This is a genomic window from Acinetobacter defluvii, assembly GCF_001704615.3.
GTDB lineage: Bacteria > Pseudomonadota > Gammaproteobacteria > Pseudomonadales > Moraxellaceae > Acinetobacter > Acinetobacter defluvii.
Genome location: NZ_CP029396.2, coordinates 162,857 through 189,688 on the forward strand (window position 1 = coordinate 162,857; position 26,832 = coordinate 189,688).

Sequence of the window (26,832 nt, forward strand, 5' to 3'; positions counted from 1 at the left end):
TGACTTGCTAATTGTTTTAATGATTTAGTTTAAATACAAGAGACTATTATGGATAAAGCAAAGTTTACATCTCACTTAATTTTACTGTCGGAAATTAAGAAATCTGTATCTAAAGATATGGGGAAAGATATAACTGTTTTAGAGTTATCCTACATACTCAACCAAAGCATAAATCCTTTAATGGCAATAACTTATAAAGAAAAACTAGATAAAATAAATACTTTTGAATTAGATCCTATTGAAGTTCTCAAAAAACGGAAGAACCTAAAAATATTAAAAGTATTAAACCTCATGCTTACGTTAAATCTAGACAAAACCATTAAAAAAGACGATATAGAAAGTTACAACGAGTATAAAGACAAGTTTTTAGAGAACATCGCAACAATAGGTTTAGACAGATTAGAGCAAGAAGCGTTAAAGGTACAAATTGAAAATTTATTGAAGTATAATTGGGTATCTTAATACATCTCTTAATTTTAAGATTCTGACTTTAATAAAGGGTTTAAGCCAAATGGAAAACATACAGAACGAAGAAGATATACTTCAAGACGCGACCAGAGCCGTTTTTAATTGTGGCACTAGTTTTAGTGAAGCTAAAGTAGTTTCCCTTACTGACGAGTTTAACCCACAACCTACACTACAAACACAACGAACCAACCTAAAATATATCTACGACAATAAACTACCGAATGAAATTGGACGTCAATTAGCGCAAGAACCAGAATACCAAGAAGAAACACGTTCATTACTTGTTGGTCACTTTAAAGAAATGGCTCTAGAAGATTTAATTGAGCAGCAAGATTACCAAAACCGCTACAAACAAACAGATCCAGAATTGGACCAAGACAATGAATCTGAAAACAATATGGATAATGAATACACATCACGCCCACCAGAGCCTAGACCTTTGATGTGGTTCTAGGATTTTAGACCACGCCTATAAGTGATAATCTACTCCCCAATAAGCATGGGAAATGCTTGTTTTTGGAGTCAACCATGACACGAAGAAAACGTCGTAATCATTCAGCAGAGTTTAAAGTTAAAGTTGCTCTCGCAGCAATTAAAGGCGACCACACACTCGCTGAACTTTCTACTCAATTCGATTTACATCAAAACCAAATCATCGATTGGAAAAATCAACTGCTTGAGCAATCAATCAATATTTTTTCACGACCAACAGCACAACAAGAACCTGAGATTGACCTCAAAGCTCTACATGCCAAGATAGGACATCAGGCATTGCAAATTGATTTTTTAGAAGGTGCGCTCAGAAAAATAGGGCAGCTGAGCGGCAAAAAATGATCGATAAGACCCATCAACTTTCGGTACGACAACAATCGCAATTGATTCAAATCAATCGCAGTACGTTGTATTACAAGCCCAAAGAGATTTCATCAACTGATTTGAGTTTGATGCGTCTAATCGATGAAATTCATCTCGACTACCCATTTATGGGCAGTCGAATGATACGAGATATGCTACAGCGTCAAGGACATAAAATAGGTCGGCGTAAAGTCCGACGTTTAATGCGCTTGATGGGAATACATGCCTTGTATCCAAAACCCAATACCAGTAAGCCTAATCTTGCACACCGTATTTTCCCATATCTGTTGAAAAACATGGTCATCGATCACTCTAATCAAGTCTGGTGTACAGATATCACGTACATTCCTATGGCTAAAGGCTTTGTCTATCTGTGTGCAATTATAGATTGGCATAGTCGTAAAGTACTGGCTCATCGTGTATCGATCAGTATGGAAACAGACTTTTGCATAGATGCGTTGCAAGAAGCAATTGTGAAATATGGTTGTCCAGAGGTGTTTAATACAGACCAAGGCAGTCAATTCACAAGCGAGGCATTTTTGAATGAGTTAAAATTGCGAAATATCCGTATCAGTATGGATGGGAAAGGACGATGGATGGATAATGTAATGATTGAGCGTTTATGGCGCAGTGTGAAGCATGAGGAAGTCTATTTGAAGGCTTACGATACGGTTAAACAAGCAAAACAATCAATTGCTGAATATTTGGATTTTTATAACACGATACGTCCTCATTCAAGCTTGAATAAGGCAACACCAAATGAATTTTATGATCGACATTTACCAAAAGTAATGGCAGCATAATTTAAATATTTAGAGCGGATTTATCACTTATAAAACTAGATTGAGTGGTCTAATTAACGGAACCACATCACTTGGTAAGCCTAACCATTAAAAAGAAAATGCCCGAATGATGGGCATTTTTTATATCTACGTAATATCTAGCTTCAAAAGTTCAGATGGATCTATGCGCTGACGGAATGAACATGCGAGTTCTTTTACAATTTGATTTTGATATTGTTTGCGGTCGAATGTGTCAAAAGCTGAAACCTCAATTTCAGGATCAGTGATTGCATTTAGAAGATCCTTGGTTGCATTGAGTGATGCTGTAGGACAAACATAGATAAGGTTAAGCACTGAAGTACGAAGCAAAATATCTAATAAGTGATATTTGGGCGGTTCCAGTTCCTTATCTACATTAGAAAAGTAGTTCACAAGATAAATGTCATTTGATAAATGCAGATTGATATTGTCAATGAGATCTTTGGTAACACCGTCAAGAATGCCATTCACCTTCAACAAAAGTTCAGTGTTTTCTATGTCTTTAATTTTTTGCGTATCGACACGTTCATTAAATAAGTTATTTAGATTTCTCAAAAACTTTGGTTGTGGCGCCGTAGTTTCAAAATACATCTGATTTTTAATACGGTTCTTCATGTAAGTTTGGATCATCTTAGCTTCAGAAGAAAGAAACTCAATCTTAAACGTGTCGTATGACACTAGATCAATAAATACTTGCTGGCCAGCACCCGACTTAATATCAAACCAGTTCATAAAAATACTGGCTTTGAGTGATTTCAATTGTTTAAGAATAGCCGTCTTCTCAAAATCATTCATATTGAAGTAGCTACTTGAAAAAGTATCGAGATAAAACTTCCATTTATCTTGCACTATATTCCACGCTTGATTAATAGAAATGATTGGAGCATCTATAATTTCATCTTTGATGAATTTTGACAGCTCATATAATTCATTTAAACGTGCTTGGTAGTTGAAGTCTTGAGTAATCACATTCTTTTCTGATGTTGTGGACTCAGAATCCTCAAGATCCGCACCAACCAATAAATAAGCATCGGTTACTTTTGGTGTTTCCTTATTTGACGGTGCTGGTACTGGAGCACTAGAAAGTTCAGTGGAAAAAGTTTCATCATCTTCCGCTGGCGTATACGGCGGTGTAGTCTCTTCATTAGGAGAACGTGCGTCTGTACGTTCAGCAAAAAAGTAAAACAATTCTTCTTGCGGTGCAACTTTAAACGGCGTCACATTATTATTGATGATTGCTTTTACAATATGGTTTGCCAGTTTAAGCGTGTAGGATAGGGCATGTATATAAAGCTCTAATGTTGCAAAGTTACTGGTATCAACTTCATTAGCACCAAACCAAGATAGGTTACGCAGTTCAAGCCAGCTCGTGAAAGAATCGTGAGAGCTATTAAAACTTAGATCTACGGTCTTGGACAAATAGATAAAAACGCAAAACAAAAACCTATTTTTGTACTCATACTTAAATACATCAGAATCGGTCCAGATCTTATTCTCAATGAGAGCAAGAATGTAATTTAAAAGCTCATGGTGTTTAATCGAATCGATTAAGTTGTCTGGTAATACTTTTAGTTTATTAAGGTGTGGTTTTACAGGTGCATCATTGGATGGTTTAAGGAAGTGGTAGAACAAGTTAAATGTTTGCGTATCATCTATATCAATTACAGGTTCATAATCATCTTCATCTACGTTATTTAGATCCTGTTGAATATCGACTATTTGCCCGGTGTGACCTTCTGAACGGTCAATCTGGCAGATACTAAAAAGAACAGGCAAAACCCCGACAATATTACGGTTGTCAATTGTTTGATAGTGGGTATCAAAAAATATCGTATCAGCTAAAAACGTACCTTTATGATAGTTGAGAAAGAAGAATAGTACGTTATTTAAAGAACGGTGATTTTCACCAGAAGAGGTGTTAGAAGTAGCGTTAAAGTCATCGAAAAAAACTAAATTTGTATCCATCTAAAAATACTTTAAACCACACCCTTAAACTATTACCAATAAGCATATAAGTTTTAAGAGAGGGTTTAAAGTTAATTTTAAATATATTTAATGGAGTTTAAGACATGGGGCTTTGTAAGCGCTCTACATTTGATGAAAGGTCAGAAACATCTTGCTCTAAAGTCATTGCCTGGTCTATCGCACGTTTCATTAAATATTCTTGATTAATTTCTTTAGGCTCTTTACGAGTAGCATTCTTTTGTTCTTCTTCTAATTTGAAACGTTCAAAAGCGAAAATAGAACGAATAATACATAAGCTATCTTCAAGTAGGTCTGAATGCACTTTAGGAAAAATTAGATCAGGATCTAAATCAGATGCGACTTGGTTAAACAGCATAAATTGATCGCGATGTTCGATAAGAAATTCATCATATGTACCGAACTCAGATTCGATCATATCTGGACAATTTGCGAGAGTAGAGACTTTCGTATCTTGTGATAACAGAATTGAATCACCTGATGGCGCAACTAAAGCATGAATAGGTTGTTCTGCAATAGGAGCCAACAACACTACAGTAAATGGGCGTGTTTGGTTTTTCATAGTTAGTCCTAATTAATATAAAAAAAGCTTTGGCCAAAAAGTCTATTTTGAAATTTTGGTAGGTTAATGGAATCGAATAGAAGGTCCGTCTCTTTAGTACACTTCTGATTAATTAGATAAATGATATTTTGAAGAAGTGCAATTAATTTAAATGGACTGTTGTATTCATTGAATATGGGTGCAGCAATGCAAAGAGTCTTTTTTCTATCGGTTGATAATGCCCATGGGTTCACCAGGGTAAAGCTCACCTTGGCATTATTATGTTCAATTGGTCGTGCATAAATATCAAGAACATCGGATAAAGTAGATACCTTTAATTCTTTTGAAATGTCAGTAAGAATCTCACTGACTTGAAGCGCTGTTTTATCATGAATATCGCTTATAGTGATGCAAACACCACTATTACTATTCATTAAATTTGCATAAAGAACTTCAATAACCATGGACTCGTCTTTGGATAAATCCTTTAAATTGGCATTGACTATATCTATGATCCGATCTGATTTTTGTTCAAGTTTAATTTGAAGCAAAAGCGGTTCATTCTTTTTTGAAACAGGGAGTACTTTATAATCGCTAAGATTGTAATTTAACCGCTTCATTTCAGTAATCAGTGTTTCTTTGGCATTATCAAAAAGCTTCTGATCTCTCTTGGTTAAACCAATAACAAAATTTGTAGACATGAGTATATTCATGATCCACAAAGCAGTAGATAAGGATAAAACACTATCCTTAACAACTTCTGAATCTGAATCAGAAAACCCAGATATTTGCTTGATTTTGTCGGTTATCGAAATCATGTGAACCCTTGTTTAATTCGGCATTTTCATCTGAAACTTTGTCAAAAAGATTAGTTTGATTAAGTACGTCTTGGATATTTTTTTGTGGATCATCACTGAGTAAACATTGGAATAGGGCGCTAATTAAAGTAGCAAGTGATGTTCCATAGTCATTGGTACACTTGATTAACTGGCCAGCATCTAAGCAAATTGGTGTTTCATCATCATAAAGCAAGTGTAATTCTGGTGATTCAGCATAAACCAACTTTACATGAGTATCCGTGATGATTAACTCAACTTCTAAGTACTCATTATTTTCAACAAAATATTTAAAGCGCAACATCAATGCATCATCGCCACGTTCTATATATACAATTTGTCGATCAGTCGTATTGGTATGGCTGACGAATCTATTCTCTTTTGTGATCTGATCAATGTAGTTCAAAAAGATGGTTTTGAGTGACGCACTTAAAATACCTTTGGCAGCGAGTTCACTTTTCAAGTAAGGCAGAAAGTTTTCAAGATTTTCATGCAATGGTTTTTGCATTCGATCATCTCCAATGGGATTAATAAAAGGGCATACACATCAAATGTACAGCGACTCAGTTATGACTATTTCGTTACAACAGTTACTTAAAAGACTGCAGACTGTTTGACTTATAAAACTAATACTTTCGCCACACTTTTAATTCAGAAATATCTAACTTGTTTCTAAATCAATATGGCTTTATTTGATTATAAAGCCACATTGAAAGTTTAAATATTTAAAAATTATTTTTAGTATATACCTAAATCTAAGATTTAAAATGGATCTAACTTTTAACTGGCAAACTTTGTTGCTTTGGTTAAAAGGGTTAAGTCTTCATGGAATTGATTTTTTAAAAACCCATAGTTAAAAACGTAACTAATAAAGGTGAAAAACTCTAATTGGTTCGGTATTTTGTCTTCAAGAATACTGACCTCTAATTGCAATGTTCCTGTTGCACGTTTCTTAGAATGAAACTTAAGACCATCAAATGTTTGACCGTAATAAGTTGATATTTCCAAGAAAACTAAACGGAAAAAATAAGGGAAGATTTGAGAAACAACACGCTCAGGATCATCAATTTGAGTTAAACGTCTACCGTTGTGATATTTAAACTTAATACCATCAGCCATACTTTTTTCTACCAACAGGCGAATATAGGCATGACTACGAGTAATCATGCTTTTAAGTGGCGTTTTTGCTTCATGAATATTTTCGTATTGCATTTAGTTATCTCACATCTCAAGTCTTAATTGGTCAGCTTCATTTTCTTTTTCAATCGAAACTTCAGCAATAATTTTTTGGGTATTTTCGTTTTGCAGATCTTGATCAAATATTTCATTCACACAAGTTTCGACTAATTGTTCAGTCAAGTTTCTGCAGATCTCAAACTCTAAACCTTTAGGTTGTACGGTAGGGTAGCCGTCAATTAAAAATGAGTTTTTCATTTCATTTTCATTTGAAACTTTAGAGTACAAATAAGTCTCAAAATAACGAGCAAACATTTCGGTACTGGTCGCGTAATACGGCGTTGCACGATTTTCAGCACTGTCGATATTTAAACAATCCTTTTTATAACGCGATAGATTGTCACTAAAACGAATATCACCTACGTTAACTTCAACGTCTTGCGACTTATCAAAGAAGTTTTGCATTTGAGTATGAGGATTTTTAACTCCCTCAGGCATGTACTTCTCTACCAGGTTATAGAACTTGTATTTAGATGACTCTATCAAGTATTCAGATAGGTTTTGCGATAGTGTTTTTAAATCCACATTCGCTGCGTTCGCAACACCTGTAATTTTTTCTTCCAAACCGGTTGTAGGTAAATGATGTTCTGGCTGGCGCATATCATTAAGTTTTTGCTGATAGCGCTCAAACGACTTAAAGCTTATAGCATTAATGTCAGTGTTAATTTTAGAGACAATGACATCCACCTTGTCTTGAACTGTACTGAAGAAAGATAGGTTTGTATCAGCTTTATATTCACGCTCATACTTCTTCAAGTACTCTTCAATTTTCTCAAACTGACGGCGAATGAGATCTTCATAGTGCTTTTGGTGCCAGTCAAAGAAGCTGTTTAAGGTTTTGCGCGTAGAATTAGGATAATTCTCTTTATTCTTAATCACTTCATCATGCATTGAATCAGCAACAGTGTGGTACGCCTTGATTGCAGTCTCAGCATTCTCATGAAGTACTTGACCGTAATTTTTCATTGGCTGAACTGGCTCATTCATCATCGCACGATGTACCTTTTCAAAAGCACGACCGGACTCAGTAACAGGGGAGTATCCAGCATCCAACATATTTGATAAGAAGTGTCGTGCACCTGGTATCTCAAAATTAGGGATGTCTTCATAATAGTCCTGAAGTACAGAACGATTCATTTGAGCGTGATTTTTATATACTTCCGCTTTTTCCAACATTCCCAAGTGTGCATCTAGCGCATGGCCATACTCATGAGCCAAACTTCCAGATCCGCTATCACGAGTTAAGTTAACCACGTTCTTAGACAGTTCAAAATGCGCTGCAGATCCTTTAATTCCGCGTGAAGCCAAAGCAACACCCAAGTTCAATAAACCATTGTTTGATTTAAAGCCCATGAGTTGTTTTAAGTCAGCCAATGAGTCATACACGGCATTAACCAACTGTTGAGCCACAGGACTAACTTTATTGCCTACTTCAACACCACGGATAGAAAAGTCATCTTTAAGCTTGAATGAATCCACATCGGCACCTTGGCGATGATCAGGACCAGTACGAGAGTAATTTAACAATCCGTAAATACTTGATTGGACTTTTTCAGTCACAAAGCCATTTTCAAGTTTTTTCACTTCACTGGTAAATGACGGCAAACGTGGTGCTTTAGGTGTATTCACAGCTTCAGTCGTTGCTTCTATAACTGGTGCAACAGGATCTTTAACATAAATAGGTGCAGATTCAGCTTTAACTAAACCACTTTCAATCGCACTTTTCAGAACGTATGGTTCAAGCACAGTTGAATATAAGCCAGTACGTTGCATGTTGCTGATCGCATCGCTCACATCTTTAGTGACTTTCGACTTACCGTAAAAATCAAAGATCTTACCTGTTGATAGAATCTCACTGAGTTCTTTATCAATCGTTTTTTCGATGATTTTCTCAAGCTGAACACTGATACCGCCTGTATGTTCTGGCATAATGTAGTACTCATTCAAATTGCTAAGCAATTCGAAGTAGTTTTTGTAGTTGTTCTTGGTACCTTTACTATAAAGCCCGATATAGTCTTTACGTTGGCGATCAGTCATACCAAGACTTTCAGCAGATAAGCTTTTATTGTTTCTTACCGCATGAATCAACTCTTCTTGAGTATCTACCATCAAATTTCTGATGTTAGAAACAACAGCCACATACGCACGTAATTCTGTCGCTCGTTGGCTATCAAGCATCAACGCATTTTTAGAGAATAACGGTTTAGTTGGGCAGTAGTCATACATTGCCTTTACGAATATTTTGTCATCAATACCGAGTGGCGTATTGGTGTACCAAGCTTGGAATTCTTTATTTGCAACGATTTTTGCTTTTCGATAGTCCGTAGCTGTTTGATCGGCTGATGTCGCTGAAATATATTCCAATGAAATGTATTCACCGTAGCGATCTTTATGTGCACCGCCAAACTTGGCACCTACATCACCTAAGTACGTAGCAGGGGAGTCACTTGGCTCTACCTTTACATCAACAGGCACATATTTGTCTTTTGGTACCAATTGATCGATAAACGTGAAGTCAGTAAACACACGGTTTTGAAGTTGTAAGACATCTTCAACTGAGCGCATACTTTTAACAGGAAAAACGCACAGAGACTTGTAATCACCGTGAATATCGGACTTATCACCAAAAAGTTTAACCGATGCATATTCATTGTCGGTCGATGGCTTGATGGCCAAAAACAATTTGTGATTTTCAGTTTTGATATACGGCTTTATGTGTGCGGTTTGATCGTATAGAGCACCAAGCGTATTCGTAATCAAAGTTTGGAAATGCAAACTTGCTAACTGTTTATTCTCAAAGTCAGTTTTGTGTTTAATCTGAATTTCAGGCAAGTTAGATAGTGCTAATTGCTCTAAAGTGGTACCGAAATTAACCTTAGATTCGATAGCATTTAAGATTTCGTGACTAAACTGGTCTACATCATCAAAACCAGTAATCAATTGATACTGATAGTCATGAGACGGTATACGAAGAAGCACGGCAGTTAATTGAGGCTCATAGTCCGTATCAACCATAAACAATTGCGGTGTTTCATCTTGTTGAGATGATTTGTTTAGCAACTTGTATTGGTGAACTTTAGGGTTGGAACCTACAAAATGCTCAGCATAAGCCTGTTTAATCGTATCTTGTAATGCTTTGACATGCTCAAGCATGACGGCATTGACTTCATTTAAAGCGGTTAAGGTTTTATATTTTTCTGCAAACGCCTCATTCACGGCGATCTGCTCTAACATAAATCTAGGCTGAATATCCTCAAGTTCTGGATTACCTACACGGTTTAATACAACACTAAATTTGAGCTTATTAATGAACGGATCAGGTTCACCATTGATACCATTGCTAAAAAGTTCTTTAAGATCACTTTTCTGAAGTTTAGAGTTCACCAAATCAAACGGATGAACTTCTTCAAATGCCTGAACATCAAAAACTTTGGTTAAGTTTTTAGGCATGATTGCTGTCTGGCCATCTACATGAGCGATAACATAGGTGTACGCTGGAGAGATGTTGCTCAGAAGCTCAGTGACTTCATTCGGTTTTTTATCGTAGCTAAGATCCTCAAACTTTTCGTATGTTGCAGAATTAAGATTGCTGATGAAATCTAATTTAGAGTTGAAATTAGATGGATGATCAGAAATGTACTGGAACATCTTGTTTGGTAAAGACGTAAACACTTTATTGATTAAAGTTTGCTGACTATCTTTAGCTTTGAAGAAGTTGAGATCTGACTCGTAATATTTTTCAAAAGTGAACTTAGCTGGAGGCATAAACGTCATGCTGTTGCGTGAAGTCGATAACTTAAACAAAGCATTCGCAGACGTTTTAACCGCATCTCTATCATTAAAGCCAGTAGCCTTATGTATATTGGCATCTAGGGAAACTGAATGCCCAATAAACGGCGCATTTTTGTCTTTATGATTGTAGAGGCGTATATACTGAAGATCATTCTTTTGAAACACAGTGATAAACAAATCATGATCAGGGATCTTGATTGCGCCGTGGTGATCTTCATAGTGCTTTACAGCATTTTCTAGCTGAGTGTTAAAGTATTCAGATTCACTATTGAACTGTACGTTCTCTTCTTCAGCTGTTAGAGAAAAATATTTAACGTTATTCTGAAAAGCTACATTAGGTTTGAGAAGATCCTTAATCACCTCAAATTCTTTTTGTACTTCAACATCAAATTTGCCAAAAACTGTACGCTGATTAATATCAATCAGGTTCAGATAGTTGAATAGCTGAATGTTGTTGTAGTTGTGGTTCGGTAGGGCAGTTTTGTTTAACTGGAGCTTACCATCTTCTAACTGCATGCTTTGGACTTGCTTCAAGTCATCTGCAGTCAGCTCTACACCAAAGACTTTCTTAGTTTCTTGTTTGAGCTCTTTATCTTCACCAGCAATCACTAAGGCAGCTAGTTTTTGTGCCTTGTCATAATCGCCATCTTCTAGATATAGGGTTTTTTCAACAAAATACTTGGCAATGTTCGCATACGCTTGATTTGTTGCTTTGTAGCCATCGGTAGACAATGAAAAATGTTTGTTTTCATCAAATTCATTTGATTTAACGGTTTTAACTTTTAAATCGTCAATGTCACCCGTTGGTTTAATCTGAACATAGATTTCATCTGCAGCGAGATCCATGTTCGAGACAAATAAGGTCGAATTTTTAGAATAAAACTGACGTTCGATACTCGACAACAGATCCTTTGCATCTTTACGGTCTTCTTCCATGTCAGACTGCATATCTTCAGCAATCGACTTGATGTTTTCGCCACGGTCATCCTTTGTGATAAATGACCAGTCTTGTTGCGGATATTTGGCTGTTAATGCCTTTTGGAAGCTTTGAACTTCAACAAAGCGATTGAACTGACGGTCCAGACTAAACCCATCTGTATGTGATGAAGTTTTAGCAAGAATATCCTCAGGAACAGAATCAGATTTAGTCTTACGATTGAAGTTTTCACTTGCATTTGGCACCAATAAATTACGGAATAAAATCTCATTTACACCGTTCTTTAAGAATGACGCACTTTTAGTTTGTGATAGAGATTGTTTTAAAAATGCTTCATCAAAGTTTGATTCATCAAGAAGCCGAGTAAACTCTTCAAAATACGCTGAAGCTAATTTATCGTTATTAGCAAGATCAGCCGTGCACAGATCGCTTAACTCTAAACGCTGTACATCTTGCTCTAGCTCTAAAGGCGCAGAAAAATCACCAGCAACAAAATCATTGATATTTTGCTCAACATAATTGTTCGTGCGTGACATCAACATATCAACTGCAGTTTCATTATTCACAAATTCCTGAAGCTCAGGCGTGTTAATTGAAACCAATTGATTGTCGAATTGCTTAGATAGTAATTTGAACAGATCCGCTTTATGTTGATTGCTTTCTACTTCAGATTCAAAACCTACAAATTTGCCGTTTTCATCTTTAGCGTAGTAGAAGCTGTTTTTATTAAACAAAAAGGTATTTGTTGCAGACGTAATGCCAGATACCAAAGTTTCACTTTGCCATAAGACTTTTTTAACTTCATTGTACTGTTTTGAGATCTCAACATTGTGTGTGTCGATTTCGTCAGAGATCGCTTGAATATCATCTACGCTGAAGTTTTTTGTTTGTGTAGCTGAGCGCACGACATCTTGAATTTCAGCATATTTCTGATTTAGATAATCACTATATTGCTTCTCAATTTGTTGAGCTTGTTCAGTAGCCTTAGGAATGACATAGACATCCAAGATCTGTCTAATTTCAAGCATAGACGGCGCGAAATCACGCACCTTGTCATTGCCTCTTGCATCCAATAATTCTTCAGGAAACTTTAAGAGCTCTTTCAGTACGGCAACATCATCAATTTCTGGAGTAGGGAGGTCATTTGCAATGTTGAGTAGATCAGACTCAGTAATAGATGCCTTCTCAGTTGCCTCAAAATTAACATCAAGATCATTCAAGATCTCGTTAACATTTGATTCATTGAGTTGTTCTTCTAGTTTACGCTGTTTGATTTCAGCAGATTGGTGATCATAGAACGCATTAAACTTAGGAACGATGTTTACAGAGAATTCAGAGAACTCTTGGCTCAGATCGGCAAAGTAAACTTTACCTGTTGGCATCTGGCGTACCATTTGTTGTAAGACATCATGGCGAAGCATGGCAGCGTCATACACCATTTTATCTACAAGGCGTGTTTCAATACCTTGTTTAGACGCCATCCATGTGCCGTGTTCATCTTTATAAAAAGCTGGAATACCTTGATTAGCTGATTCTAATAGCTTTGGATACGGCAATTGCTGTTGATTAAACACACGGTCTATCACAACAAGATCAGAAGCTAATTTTTGTACATAAGCATCAACATCTTTAAAGCTCATGTTAAACATTCTGTTGCCACGGCCATGTTCAATCAGCTGATTAAAAGTGGACTCGTATTCATGAGCAAAATGCACCAGGTTAATATTGTCATTTAACCCCAATGCTTCATACGGATCATGAGCAAAGATTTCAGGAATATGGCGCAAGTCATCAATAATCAGTAACGAACCATCTTTTTCGTAATTGACGGGTACTGCAAATGGAGACAACTTAATTTTGGCTAGATTATCTGGACTTTCGCCACTGGCCATCGCTGATTCTTCATCTAGATAGACTTTAGAGAAGATATTTTCATAGCCATAATCTTGAAGACGATTAAACGGAATTTTTGAAGACTGAAATTGAGCCAAGTAGGATTTGTTCGATTCCTGAAGACTGGTTTTCAGCGTATCAAGGATATTAGATCCATTGTTTAGCTTACTGACATACACTTCAGGGAAAGCGGAAAGGCGTTCGGTTGCTGATGCGAAGTAACTTTTCCAGTTCGGAATGTTCTTCTTAAATGGTAGATTGGTGAGATAAATATCTTCTTGCTTAGTCGGTACTTTCATATCGTTGGTAAACGCTGGAAAGACCTTCTGAAGATCGTTTAGATCGATACCAGACTTTGCCGGGTTTTTATAGTAGTACGCATGAATACCATCATCATTTTGCACTTCATAAAAATGGGCATCCATTAACACTTGTTCAAATTGCTTAGAACTGTTTTGTTCAATAGATTTTTTGAATTGCTCAAATTCATTAACAACAAGCATCGCCGTTTTTTGGCGAAAATTGTTGGCTGGCGATACTACAAGACGCGCACCAAGACCAGTTAAATTAGGCCATTTAACTTCATTCACTTTATAGTCTCCTACTTGGTCACATAGCATGATCCAAGACTTTAAAACGACTCTTACGAGTACTTATATGTGCTTATATTAAACTAAAAAATTAACTTTGAGGGAGGGTTTAGGCGTTATTCTTTAAAATAGTATATACCGAGTAAATAGCAATCTAAAACCGTGCACTATTCTTTCTTTTTTTATAAATAAAAATGCCACCGTATAGCGCCCCATGATTCCATTTATAAGGTTTAAATAAAAAAAAGATGCCACCCACAGGGGATAGCATCTAAGATCTCAAAATTGCTTATAGTGCCAATTCAGGATCGCTATTCTTTTGTTTGCTTAATTCTGGATCTGCTTGTACTTCAATGTTGGTCATGAGCTTAGTCCAATATTCATCGTATTCAGCTTGTGACATCTCATTAATGACTTCATTCCATTTAACTAGGTTCTCATGTTGATCTGTACCCGGTTGGAAGAAGTGCATTGCATTTCTGACATACTGCTGATGATCAGCAAAACGCAGTTCAGCAATATTTTCCTGAATATAGTCCAGGCCCTTCACCGTAAATTCGCGAATCTCCTTCATGATTGCATCTTTTTCTATACCATGCGGTTGAGTTACAGAAGATGAACCACCTTCAGGACATGGGTAAACAAGCCAATCATTACGCAAGTTCATTTCTGCTAAGGTCACTTGTAAGTACTGCTCACCACTACGGGCAAACATTTCATGTGCGGTCGTCCAATACGGCTTCTTAGCACTTGTTAAGCCCTCTAATACCATCGCATTTTTGTAGAAATCAGTTTTTAGCTGAGATTGATTAGCTGATGTTAAGCGATCGTTCGTCTGTAAGCTTAAAGAAATTAACTTTAAGTGTTCATCTGACAATGGTTTAGGGCTGTTTTCTTTGATGAAGTCGAGTGCACATATCGCAAACTGACTACGCAACATTTGTCGATAATCACGGAATACAACTGATCTAAAGACTGTACTGTTCGCTGCACCAAGTACTTGCGCTGCAAAGACACGATCATGATCAATTTCAGAACGAGATTGCGTGATATATTTGTTGAGCTCAGTCCGTGGGATTGGATACTCATTTTCAGACAAGAACTTTTGTAAGCCGTGGGCAACGTGCATATAACGTCTATGCTGTATGGCGTCCTTTTGGAAAAGTTCAGGATCTTCATGACGATTAGCGAAGTTAATCAATGAAGATAGTTCAGTATGCAACTTGCCACGTTCCGCAATAAACGTATTAATTTTCTCTTTTATGCTGTCTCTATCTGGCGTAAACAAATCAACAATGTCAGGTTGATCTACCAATGTTTTATCCAAAATCGTTTTGATGCTGGTTTCATAAAACTTGACTTGATTCTCAAGATTCGTGCGAAGTACTTCTATCGAGTCATCCTTTTTCATTGGCAAGTAATACATCGCTTGATTTACTTTGGCTGCAGCTTGCAACAAATCTTGGTTAATGTTGGCATACTTCTCAGACTTAATGTTATTCAATTCTGCAAAACGAGTTAGATAAGGCTGTACGTTTTCCATCATCATTTTTGGTTGATTGCGTGTCATCGCACTAAAAATGAGATGGTCATAGGCATGGAAAAATTCATGACCAAACGAGCCAAAACCTGAATTCTTGGTTAAGTTAATCACACGGTTAGATGGCTCGTAATGTGCCATCGCAGCGGAACGTCCACGCGAACCAAAAGCAACACCCAACATACCGTTAAAGCCAACAAATTTCGGATCTATATCAAGTGCCTTAGCAAGAGCGAAACAACCGTCATATGCGTTATTTAATGCGATTTGACGATCGCTCTGGTTCAAGTACTCGCCAAACTCTACGGCTTTAAATCCAAAGGTCGCTTGCAAGGTATGTGCTGTAACATCTTGGCCATTACGTGAAGCAATGTTTTCCGTCACAACCACATCACTGAGCTTGAATGCCTTACGCATAGTACGAGGCTTAGCATACTCTTTGAATAGGGCATCTAAGGTACTCGCCGTGTCATCTACAATGTTCGATACATTCTTTTCAGATAACGAGACTTCTTGAGTATCATCATTCTCTGCAGTTGCGTCTTTGGTTTTTTTAGCAGTTAACAGATCCATTACTTGTTCAGATAGACCAGCATCAGATCTGCTAAATAGCGTACTCGAATCTATAATGTTGCCACTTCTAAAAGTAACAGTCGCTTTTACTTTGTCTTGGAACGGTTTGGCATCAATCGCACTACGTATTTTTTTATAGATAGAGTAGGTGCCTTTAACTGGCGGTAACTCTTTCCGTAAATGATGAAGTGCTTCAGTGAGCGTTTTACGTGCTTCACTACTATCGGTTTTCGCCAATTCAGAACTAATAATCATGTCAGTGGCAGCATATTCAGCATAGCTTTCTACCAATGAAAATAATGACCGATCTAATGATTTAAACGCCGTGAACAGATCTTTGTCTTCATTCAAACGAACGTATAAATCACATGCATTAGGAATAAATTCACGAACTGTTTTTGCTTCCATTAAAGCATCACGCATACTTAAAACAGCGTCATAGTATCCAGCACCTACTTTTTTAAACTGTTCTTCAGTGGCATTTTCAAGCGGATAACGTGGCTGATCATTCGTCATCTTGCGTACAGCGTCAGTCAGCAAGTGAATGTAAATATCTCGACCAGCTTCTTTTGCTTGTAAAACCGATTCCTTTTTCCAAATTTTGTCACGCGTAATTAGGTTTTTGACTTGCAAAAGCGACATATCTTGAATCTGACTGAGCGATAAACGTGGACCATACAGATCCTTTTTCGCACCAGGCATTTTCATACCCGTATCTTCAATAAGTCCAACTTCAGAACGTGACTCAGTGGCTTTCGGTTTGGTTGTTTTTGGCTCTTTTGGTGCTTCAGCTTCAGGCTTACCCTCAGACTCAAACAGTGATGTTTGCTCTGGAGCAACTGGCTCAGTCGGCTCTACAACTTCTACCGTTGCTTCCTGTACTTCTGGTTCAGTAGGCTTTTGAACTTCAGGTTCAGTTACGATCGGTTCTTCAACCAATGGTTCTTGGGCAACTTCTACAACAGGTGCGCTTTGAACCATATGTTCAGGTTTATATACTTGATCGCGAGACTTAAATAATTCTGCTTTTTTGAATGATTTTGCAAAATCAGTAATTAAGAAGTTCTTAGAGTTCGGGTGCTTTGGCGTAGGAAGAATTTTATAGCCTTGATCAACAAATTGCTGATGTTCGGCATTATTCACAATGGCCAGTTTTAACGGAGATTGATCATCGGCAACTTTAATCGCGAGATCGAACCGGTCTTTAGATTCAAGTAGCTTTTCACCAAAGGTAAAATCAATTTTATTGACCAATGTTGAAATATTAACAGCCACAATCTCATTAAGGCCTTTAACATCAATATTTTCAAAACCGGGTGATAATGGCACCTTGATTGTCTGCAGTATGTTTTCACGTAACCCAAGATCATTTAATACTTGGTCCACAAGATGCGCTTTTATCCCGTTTAACTGGAAGTCTTTAAACAATCCACCACGCTCGTTGAATTTAGCAAACTGCTCAACATTATCAAAAACCCGTAATTGATCATGCTGTAAAACTGGTGTGTCTTTATCTATGACAGAAATCACTAAATCAGCACCGTCATTGGCCACAATAATTTTGGAGCCGTTTTCAAACGCTTGATCCATTTCTTTTTGATGGATGTAGTCGGTAAAGACGTTCATCAAATCAACATTGGTCATCACATCATTGCTTTTCACAAAATCGATTAGATCTTGTTTCGCCGTTGGATCGATGTATTGATTATCGGCATCACGCAAAGTTAATGCCTTGTAATCGTCCAACTCAGGGTTAAACAATACCTTTTCTTTAAGGTGTAGGTTTTCGATCGACTGGAAGATCTGATAGCGTTTTTCTAATGAGTCGATCAAGTACTGCATTTGCTCTTGCGTACTTAAAACTGAATCATTGCTAAGCGTCAAAGCTTTAAACAGCGCCTTATCGTCTGCAGCTAAGTCATTCAGACTTGATTTAACGATTAAGCGATCGGTAGACGGAATCTGTTCACCGCTGAAATATAAGTTAATCGCACCGTGCTTTTGTTCATCAGCTGGTGAAACCGTGAGATAAAAATTTATCTCAGGAAACTCAAACTCTTTGATACGTTCTGGATTGGTGATAATGCTTAAAAGAGATCCCGTTTTTGTCTCGAGAGATTTATTTTTTAGTGCCGTCCATTCTTCAATAGAACGATTTTCAAATGACTGCAGTAGGGCAGAATTGATTAAATCACGGTTGAGGTTAAATCCATTCTTGAGTGAGTCTGGAGTCGATTGTAATGCTTCAAGCACAAGCCCATGTTTAAAGAGATTGCCAAAGTCATTTTCACTGTTAACATCGGTCTTTTCAAGTGGCAAGAAACTTGATGCATGCTCATAGACATTCTTAACTTCAATATCAAGCTTTAAGCCTTTTTCATATTTCGGTACCGCTTCCTTGGTCAAAATACGATTAAGAATTACATTCTTAAGGTCATCATAGGTCAGCTTGTTTTTGCTGATCGGATTAGAGCTCAGGATATGTTCAAACGAAGAAGCACCATTAATCATAATGGTTTTTTGCTTTTGTAATGAACTAACCTTTTGACCTAGATCCATCGGCAGTAAGCGAATGAAGTTCTGATCAGATGCTATCGTACTGCTATACACCGCCAAAGAACGTGCGCTAACTTCAGGCTCAACCATCAAAGCGTTACCTTCAGCTAGGTAGGTTTTTACCGCTTCTTCAGTCAACGTGACGACATTTTCAATTTTCGAGTCTTTTGGCGCCGTGACTTCATTGTAGGTCGGTGTTAGATAACCTAGTGCCATCAAAATATGCTTGTGCTCATTATTAATAATGGCAGTAACCGCTTCAGATTTAGACTCTTCACCCACGGCATTTTGATAAAAGTCTTGTAGATAGCGCTTATACGCCATACTTACCGCGACCTTTTTATTTAAGGCAAAAAGCTGTTCTTGTGTATTTGAGTTGAAGTGGTCTTTATGTATCACCTTAGGCAGATAGTTTTGAAAGCTGTCTACCACATAGATTTCATCTTTTTCGAGTGTTTCTTTTAAAGACAAAACTTCATTGGTCGCAGCAAAAACAATCGCGTTGGCCAGTGCATTACCAGGATTCGTGCGTACACGTAATTCCTCATTTATCGCATGATTGAGTTGCGACCTAATATCAGGTAATCGGTTAAGGATAGGGGAGTCAGGATTGTTGCCAATATTGCTACTCAGCTCAGAAAGCACATGAGCCACATCGATACGCTTATTAAAACCCTTGTAGTTACCGTCCTGTTCTAACAGGTTATAGAATCGCTCTAAGCTTTCATCCGATAAATATTGTGATGCAATGCTATGGGCATCACCATCACCAAGCGCCGTAAATTGGCTATTAATACTATGCAGTTGTTGAAGAATACGAGGCATTTGCTGATGAAATGAAAAGTAGTTTTTACCTACATTTTCAGCACTGGTCGCAATCATGTCCTCAATACTGTTATCCAGCACTGATACAGCATTCGAGAACACCATATCGTTAAAATCTGGCATTGCAGATTCTTGAGATGGTGAATATCCCAAAATAGAATATTCAAACTTTTCGACTGCAGATAACTCTTGATCTTGTTCATCATAATAATGAACCACATCAAACTGGTTAACAGCTTCATTCCAAAGCCCGTTAGGTTCTTCACCTAGATCAACGTTGAAATGATAAATGTCAATGTCATTTGAGGTGTGAGTAGCTTCAAACTCGTTCGCCTCATCCAATAGACGTTGCATTTCATCTTGCAATTCATCATCGGTGACAACGCTTTGTAGGAAGTTATCCAGATCCGTGCCGTATTCTTCACGGTCTATCACTGAATCAAAAAAACTATCATAAAGATTGTTCAGACGCGTAGAAGCAATGTTTAACTGACTTAATGCCAATTCCATTTCATAAGCTTGATCGTCATAGGCTTGCTGATCCAAAACATACGCATTTTCAGTAGCAACAGCGACTTGAATCGCAACCGCTTTTTCAATACGCTCACTGATGGTATGTGTTGCTTTCGCTTCAACAATCGCTTGACGTTCTTCTTTGAGCTTTGCAATTTTTTGTAGGTATTCTTGCTTAATTTTTCGCATTAAAGCGAGTTTAGTCAAAGAGTCCTTAATGACTGGTTCTGGAATGTTCGGCTTAAACTTGGTGTGTCTAAAAAAGTGATCAATTCGATTGAACAAACGTTTTACTGGAACCTTAGGTTCAGGCGGTATGGTTTGCTTAATTTGATTGAGATCCAAGCTTTCTAAACTTGTACCGATGTCATCCAAACTTTCATAAATTAATTCACGATCAAAACTGCTATCACCAATTGAGTAGGGATCAAATGTTCTTAAATTATTAATATTATTTTGAACGCTTTGGATCAGGTCCTTAATCTTATCGGCAAGGTCGAATTCTTCTACATCTAAAGTTTGGTTGTTGTATTCCCAAACTTTCCAATCATTGTCCACCAGCTGTAACGCAGTTGTTTCTATACCAAATGGTGCCAATGCTGACGGGATGCTGTTTTCTTCGTATGAATACAAACAGTCATTGATTTTCGTGACTAAGGTTTGAAGCTTGATCAATCCTTGGTGATTAACGGCATGATCATCCGATCTAAGCGCATTCACAATTGGATCAATGCTCGTATTCAGCCCCTTATTCAGCTCTCGAATATCAATAAATTGCTTCGGTAAGCTGTTATACGCTGGCCATGCTGGATGTGAAGATATTTTATAATTGGTCAGCTCAGGAATTTGCGTAATATCTTTTAGGGCAAGTACTTCACCGCCTGAATTAACCGAAATCACTAGCTGTTTGCTTAGTTCAATAGGCTCTATCGTATCTTCTATGAGTCCAGCATTTAGCGCTGCTTCTTTATCAACATAATAACGAGTCAGTGTTTTATCTGCTTGGTACCCGTAATTGTCTAAATCAGCCAACGGCAATGGATCTACGGACTGCAGTAATGTCGGTAGCTTATTCCAGCCTAAATCTGCTTTATTGAATTGTTTAACCGCACCCATAATGGTTGTATTTGGGGCAAACGGTTTTTGCTGTTTTGCTTGGTAAAGCACAACGGACTTTTGATTATTGAGTTCAAATAGGGATTGCCACTGGTTTTTTTCAGCACTACTCATTGGGTTTTGCAGATATATATCTGACATATCCATTTCAATGAGGTCATTTTTAGAGTCGTAAGGAAAAACAGATTTTATGTCAGCAAGAGAGAGACTATCTTGCGAACTCTTATACATAAAACTAAGGTCGTTATTTTGCTCATTGGTGATATAAACAAACTTTCCAGTCTTTTTTAAACCTGTTAAGAAGCTGTTTAAGGATGTGTTCAACTTTTTCTCTAAAAGCTCAACATCTTTAATCTTAATAATGGCTGCTTGGTTTCTTAAATCAGTTTTAGGGGTTACTACAAGTTGAGCGCCAAAGCTACTCAGATCCAACCATTTCTTTTTAGTTGACATATAAACTCCATGGCAATATGTATAAGCATCTTTTAATTAAAATATCAAAGCACCATCGGTTACTTTTGAACGGTATATACTAAAGATTATAAGAGAATTTATATAAAGAAACTATCTAAAAGGGTTTTAAACAAAGAAAGGGATGGCTTAAAACCATCCCTTTTTTTTAAGTTTTTTTCATTATCAGCCTGATAATGAAAAAATCAGGCTATTTACTTGCCATTGCTTGTGAAAGTGCAATCCTACGAATGTTACCCGTAGACTTAGAACGATCAGTCACTTCAATTGAGCCGTCAGTTAATTTGCTTTCAGCAGAAACTAGCGCAGCCAATACCGCTTCTTTACGTTCATTTGACTTGTATTGTTGATATTGCAAGTTCAAGCGTTCAGTACTTTGAATTAAACCATCGACCATCAAACCACGTTCATCTTTAATCGCTTGTGATTTAGCAAAGTCTTTGTAATCTTGCCCTGAACCTAAATAACGAGAGACACTTTTTTCCAAGTGTTGCATCGGTGCAAGTTTGGTACTTGAATCATGACTATTGGTACCACCACCAGCAACAGGGGAGTATTGCGCTTGAATTGCTTTCAAAGAGGTAATTGCTGGAGAAGTTAAAGCATCTTTCGCCAGTTTAGCCATCACATAATCTTGACCAGCAGATGTTTTCTCAATTCTACCGTCAATTGGAGCATCAGGTAGACCAACCATGTTGTTGATCAATGCATTTTGAGCACGAGCCATCGCCGTGTCTGGCGCTGCAGTCGTGAATAAAGTTGAAGCTTGTAAACTTAGACCAGCATTTTCACCAGCAGCACCACATAGTCCAGACGCAGCCTGAGAAGTGGTACAAAACTCATTATGAGCTTGTAACATAGCTTCTTGTGCTTTGTGAGGGTTCATGTAGACACCAGGCGCAGCAACCACTTCAGAGCCAACTTTATTTAAAATTGAACTATCAGCAGATTTATTGTCTTGTTGAGCTTGTTCACGATCGCCTAAAACTTCACACGCTTTAAATGCTTGGCCATGTGCACCAAACTCAAATTGAGCTTTTTTCATTTGCTCACTTTGTTTAACAGCTTGGTACGCCGTTACAAGACTTTGTGCGTTTTTATGTGCGTTATCTGAAATACCTTGAGCAGATACAGCCTCTTGTTTCGTCAGGATCTTAATCGCTGCCGTCACATCATCTTGTTGCTTTTTAATGCCCAAAGATAAGTTTGTGTCCAACGCACGTAACGCAGCGCTTTCCACCGCATCAGCCTGTTGAATAAGCATATTCAAGGTATTTACTGCCATCGGGTTGCCCACGGAAGCACAGTAATAAGCAGATGCAGAACCGCTAATAATGGCGAGGGTTAAACCGAGTGCACTAATTTTTGAACGAGAGCCGTGCGCTTGTGGCGCTTTCATAACTTTACGTGATGTTCTTTTCGGAGTACGCATTATTTAGTCTCCTTAAAATTGAGGCATAGTTTGTGAAAGCTTAACTTTCACTGACTGGCCGTATTTCGTTTTCACATCATCTTTTATCGGCTGAGATTTCGCTAAAAGTAATGCAGACAATAAACCTTCTTCACGCAAACTTTGCTTGTAAGTTTGAAGATCTAAATAAACAGAAACGCCGTTAATGATATTGGCTTCTTTAAGTAGACCGCGTGGATCTTGCATCGCCATCGCCATTTGCCATTTTTTAGCTTCAGGACCACCGTAGTAACGTGCGATTGTTTGGTCGATCAAATCGTTGGCAGACACCATTTTGCCGTCAATATCTTTGAATGATTTTGTATTTTGCGCGTCAATAACCGCCAAGCTATACGCTGGCATAGCAAGTAAAGCTGTTTTTTGGTTGGTTGCTTGCAAATAATCTCGACCAGCTGGAGTACGTGCCGTTGCATTAGACAATGATTTATCTGGTGTACCTAAAATGTTTTCACGCACGTAATGTCTTGCAAGAGCTTCTTTTGAGCCAGGTGCAACAGACTTAAACAGTAGGGAAGCATTGGTATCGCCACCCGGTAATTTAGACAACGTACATTGACCAGCTTGTGCTTCAGCAACCGTACAGAATTCAGCTTTATGCACGTTTAGGCGTTGATTAATCACTTCCTGTTGAGAGCCAACTAATTTACCGCCGACTTGAGAAGTTTGAGTCGCCATATCAGCTGCTTGATCAATCACTTGACCAGATGCACTCGACATATTTGTATTTTCAGCCAAAACCTCACAAGACTTAAAGCCTTGACCAGTATTGGCGCCATAAGCAAATTGTGCTTTTTTCATGGTATCTGACTGTAAAAGCGCTTGAATACCAGAGGCAATAGTTTGGGTGTTTTTAGTTGTCGCATCGGTAATTTGGTTAGCAGCTTGCGCCTTTTGCTTCACCGCAACTTTAAGCGCTGCAACGATGTTTTCAGTCGAATCATCTAACTTTCTACGGGTACTTTGAGATACTTGTTGAATATCATTTGCTTGGTTGCTTGCATGCTTAGGAATCTGAGAAGACATCTCGCTCATAATCGTACCCAAACCAACCGTAGCCCATTCAGCAAAAACAGGACTACTAATCACCAAAGTTGCACCTAAAATGACAGGTACAAACTTTGATTTTCCTTTAGGCTGTCTTAAAGTATTTTTACGCTTTCTCATAGTCATTACTCAAAGAATTTGGCTGAAGCATTGGAGTTTGGTGTAGTGCGTTGCATCACATTATTAGCCACCGAATAGTTAGCCAGTGATGAAAGAGTACTTCCAGCCATGTATTTATTTTGAAAATCAACGCAAGTTGATGAAGAGCATTCCATCAATCCGACTGGAACAACGTTGTTAGATGCAATTGACGAGTAGTTCAATGCAACAGTCGCTTGCTGTTCAGAAAGTCGAGAACGAGAAAAAACAAAAGCAGTATCAATGTCGCCATACTGCAGACCATTTGGAATCAAATTACAGACACCCATTTTTGCTTCTTCTACGCCACACGAGGTCGCCAAGTGAAACGCATATGGTGAGGTTGCTTCATCTGTTGAATTTGAGAAAAGTTTCCCTGAAACATCTTGCATGTATTTAGAAACGTTAAAGTCTTTTAAGTTTCTATTGAGATCGGTTTGTTCACGTTCTTCAAGAGCCGTACAAAAAGCTGAATCAGGGAGGGCAGCATTCGTACCAGAATTTAAAATCGCTTTTTTGATCTCAATATTTTTATCGACACTTTGAATACCAGCAACGATCATTTCTGAATCACGCGTTTGGTTATCAACAATTTGATTTGCACTGACCGCTGTTTGTTGAGTAGATACACGCACAGCAGAACGTACCATCAATTGCTGAGCTTGTATTGCAAGCTCAGAAAGGATAGTGCCAAGACTAAAAGCATTGGTAAAAAGTGGTACGGATAATAGACCAACCGTTAAAGTACCCACCGCAATTGCTTTAACAGGTGAAAACTGATTAACAGTAATTCTTCTTTTACGCAGATTATTTCTATTTTTCATACCACCCCCAACTTAAGAGAAAAAGTCTTTAATTGATTGGGTGACAGAAGTAGATTCTGAACTTGAAGTTTTTGCGTTAGACGGTGTGCTAGTACTGGCTTTTTGATCAGTTGAATAAGAAACTGGACTAGTCGAGCTACTACCATTGATTGTATAAGTATCTCCACCCTCAAAAGCACCGCTAGGCATAACTAGACCAGGATCAAGTTTACCAAGTTGACCATTCACAGCAGTACCAAGCGCACCCGATACATCAGTATATTGACCAGCTTTGTTGATTTCACCTATAACATCATTCAATGGGCCAACAAGTTCAGTACTTGCAGTTTTCATTGCGTCACACGCTTTTTTAGTCGCGTAATCGACAACCATTTGTTGCGCTGCATTGATGATTGTATCAAGTGATGGAATAGTCACAGAAAGGTCAATGATTTTACCGATGTCAGCAAAACAGCCACCTTGACTAGCTGGACTGAACATTTTGTTAATATCGATTGGACGACCCCAAACCGTCATTTGTAGATCTAAGTTGTCTTTAACGACTTTACCGATCCCATCAGTTGCACATGATTCAATATTGGTTTGAATGTTTTGAGCAGCTGCTTGTTCACCTTTTTTAACCGCCATGAAGTTGTTTTCAGCAGCAGTAGAGTTGAATGACGAATTAGAACTGGTAGACGAATAATATCCGCTATTTGAATTCGACAAAGGCGTATCACCACCAGAGCTACTTGCAATGGTCGATGATGTTGCGATGTTTAAGTTACCCATGTTTTGAGTATTACTGGTAACAGAAGCAACGGAACTTTGTTGAACTGCAATAGCACTTGAACACCCAATAACGGTAGCAACAAAAATGCTTAAAGCACTTTTAGTTTTAAAAGCTGGCTTAACATTTTGTAGATTAGGGTTAGTCCTTAAAGTCTTGCCCCGAACTTGTTGTAGCCTTTTAGCTTTCTTGTGATTGTTACGCATATCTAGCCCTTTAAAAGAGTTATGATTAATGTTTTTTAGAAGCAAGTTCGCAAAGCACTACAACATCTTTTACTACAGCTTCACTACTTAAATATAAGGTAGCTATAAGGTGTTTTAACTCATATATCCTTTTAGCGAACTTATATATAGAATCATAATACCATTCTTCACCATATTGTAGTATATACTTCTCATTGGTTAAACATAGTTTTATGAATTCTTTTAAAATAGGACGCTTAAAAATAATAGCTGTCGTAATATATATAAACTGAGTACTAACCAAACACATTAAAGTATTAATTAGCTCTACTTCCTCTTTTAAGCATTCCTGTAAAACCGATGGCTTTAGGGTTTTAGAAAAACCTTCCTCAGTCACAATATCTTTTAAAAAACCTGAATCCGAGTACTTATTTTTCAGAAAATTACTTAATTCATGCACGTTCTTTAAGTAAATATTGATCTGATCTTTAGACGCAGTTTTGAAATGTTCCTCTACACGTTTTGGATCGTTTAACGTGATGTCGAGCATTTCAGATTCATTATTTTTTTGATTTAAAAGCACAAAAGCGGTGAAGCTGGTAACTTTGCGTGTTTCGCCAAGATAGCCACTACTGCAAGCATTCAAAAAAACAAGGCAATGCTGTTCAGTAAGATACAAGCCGTATTCTTTTGGTGTACCTGGTTCAAAGAAATTGAGTGAACGCTTATCAAAATGAAAAGTGTTCTCTAAGGTCTGACAAAAGTAGTTAATAGAGTGTACAAAAGCTTCTGGTACAAAGGTTGTAGGCTCTTGAGACAATGCTATGTTTTGGCTTTCTATGCTCATTCCCACGA

At 37.6% G+C, this 26,832-nt stretch carries 15 protein-coding genes; 3 read left to right on the forward strand and 12 right to left on the reverse strand.

Features of this window, described 5'->3' with window-relative positions; translation table 11 throughout:
- Positions 1-48 precede the first annotated feature (48 nt).
- The 3 genes from DJ533_RS01565 to DJ533_RS01575 all read left to right on the forward strand — a co-directional run bounded on the left by DJ533_RS01565 (position 49) and on the right by DJ533_RS01575 (position 2,126).
- The gene (locus tag DJ533_RS01565; protein WP_005028668.1) at positions 49-462 is read left to right on the forward strand and encodes a hypothetical protein; all 414 of its coding nucleotides are present in this window, start codon (positions 49-51) and stop codon (positions 460-462) included.
- Between the two features lie 49 nt (positions 463-511).
- Positions 512-922: a hypothetical protein gene (locus DJ533_RS01570; RefSeq protein WP_065995115.1), complete on the forward strand. Its 411-nt coding sequence runs from the start codon at positions 512-514 to the stop codon at positions 920-922.
- Positions 923-996: 74 nt separating this feature from the next.
- A protein-coding gene (locus DJ533_RS01575; RefSeq protein ID WP_089024817.1) for an IS3 family transposase occupies positions 997-2,126 on the forward strand; the annotation gives its coding sequence in 2 pieces (ribosomal slippage) (positions 997-1,249 and positions 1,249-2,126; 1,131 coding nt in all).
- 126 nt (positions 2,127-2,252) lie between these two features.
- On the opposite strand, the gene DJ533_RS01580 is transcribed toward DJ533_RS01575, so the two are convergent.
- The 12 genes from DJ533_RS01580 to DJ533_RS01635 all read right to left on the reverse strand — a co-directional run bounded on the left by DJ533_RS01580 (position 2,253) and on the right by DJ533_RS01635 (position 26,824).
- Positions 2,253-4,109 (reverse strand): phosphohexomutase domain-containing protein, encoded by a 1,857-nt coding sequence (locus tag DJ533_RS01580; protein WP_047471805.1) that lies wholly within the window; start codon positions 4,107-4,109, stop codon positions 2,253-2,255.
- A gap of 97 nt (positions 4,110-4,206) precedes the next feature.
- Positions 4,207-4,689, reverse strand: a complete 483-nt coding sequence (locus tag DJ533_RS01585) for a hypothetical protein (protein ID WP_005028671.1) — start codon at positions 4,687-4,689, stop codon at positions 4,207-4,209.
- Between the two features lie 8 nt (positions 4,690-4,697).
- Entirely contained in the window at positions 4,698-5,486 is a 789-nt protein-coding gene (locus DJ533_RS01590; RefSeq protein ID WP_047471802.1) for a hypothetical protein, read from the reverse strand.
- Entirely contained in the window at positions 5,440-6,012 is a 573-nt protein-coding gene (locus DJ533_RS01595) for a hypothetical protein (protein ID WP_005028673.1), read from the reverse strand. The genes DJ533_RS01590 and DJ533_RS01595 overlap by 47 nt, the downstream gene beginning before the upstream one ends.
- A gap of 272 nt (positions 6,013-6,284) precedes the next feature.
- Positions 6,285-6,716: a hypothetical protein gene (locus DJ533_RS01600; RefSeq protein WP_005005806.1), complete on the reverse strand. Its 432-nt coding sequence runs from the start codon at positions 6,714-6,716 to the stop codon at positions 6,285-6,287.
- 9 nt (positions 6,717-6,725) lie between these two features.
- The gene (locus DJ533_RS01605; RefSeq protein WP_228267127.1) at positions 6,726-13,952 is read right to left on the reverse strand and encodes an LPD1 domain-containing protein; all 7,227 of its coding nucleotides are present in this window, start codon (positions 13,950-13,952) and stop codon (positions 6,726-6,728) included.
- 289 nt (positions 13,953-14,241) lie between these two features.
- Positions 14,242-21,528, reverse strand: coding sequence for an LPD1 domain-containing protein (locus DJ533_RS01610; RefSeq protein WP_065995267.1), 7,287 nt, complete (start codon positions 21,526-21,528; stop codon positions 14,242-14,244).
- A 208-nt stretch (positions 21,529-21,736) separates the two neighbouring features.
- Positions 21,737-22,978, reverse strand: a complete 1,242-nt coding sequence (locus DJ533_RS01615; protein ID WP_065995268.1) for a hypothetical protein — start codon at positions 22,976-22,978, stop codon at positions 21,737-21,739.
- A gap of 12 nt (positions 22,979-22,990) precedes the next feature.
- Positions 22,991-24,181, reverse strand: a complete 1,191-nt coding sequence (locus DJ533_RS01620; protein WP_005028684.1) for a hypothetical protein — start codon at positions 24,179-24,181, stop codon at positions 22,991-22,993.
- A gap of 5 nt (positions 24,182-24,186) precedes the next feature.
- Positions 24,187-25,023: a hypothetical protein gene (locus tag DJ533_RS01625; protein ID WP_005028686.1), complete on the reverse strand. Its 837-nt coding sequence runs from the start codon at positions 25,021-25,023 to the stop codon at positions 24,187-24,189.
- Positions 25,024-25,035: 12 nt separating this feature from the next.
- Positions 25,036-25,998 carry a hypothetical protein gene (locus DJ533_RS01630; RefSeq protein WP_005028689.1) on the reverse strand — a complete coding sequence of 321 codons (963 nt, stop codon included), beginning with the start codon at positions 25,996-25,998 and terminating at the stop codon, positions 25,036-25,038.
- Between the two features lie 25 nt (positions 25,999-26,023).
- Entirely contained in the window at positions 26,024-26,824 is an 801-nt protein-coding gene (locus DJ533_RS01635) for a hypothetical protein (protein ID WP_024160804.1), read from the reverse strand.
- Positions 26,825-26,832 lie beyond the last annotated feature (8 nt).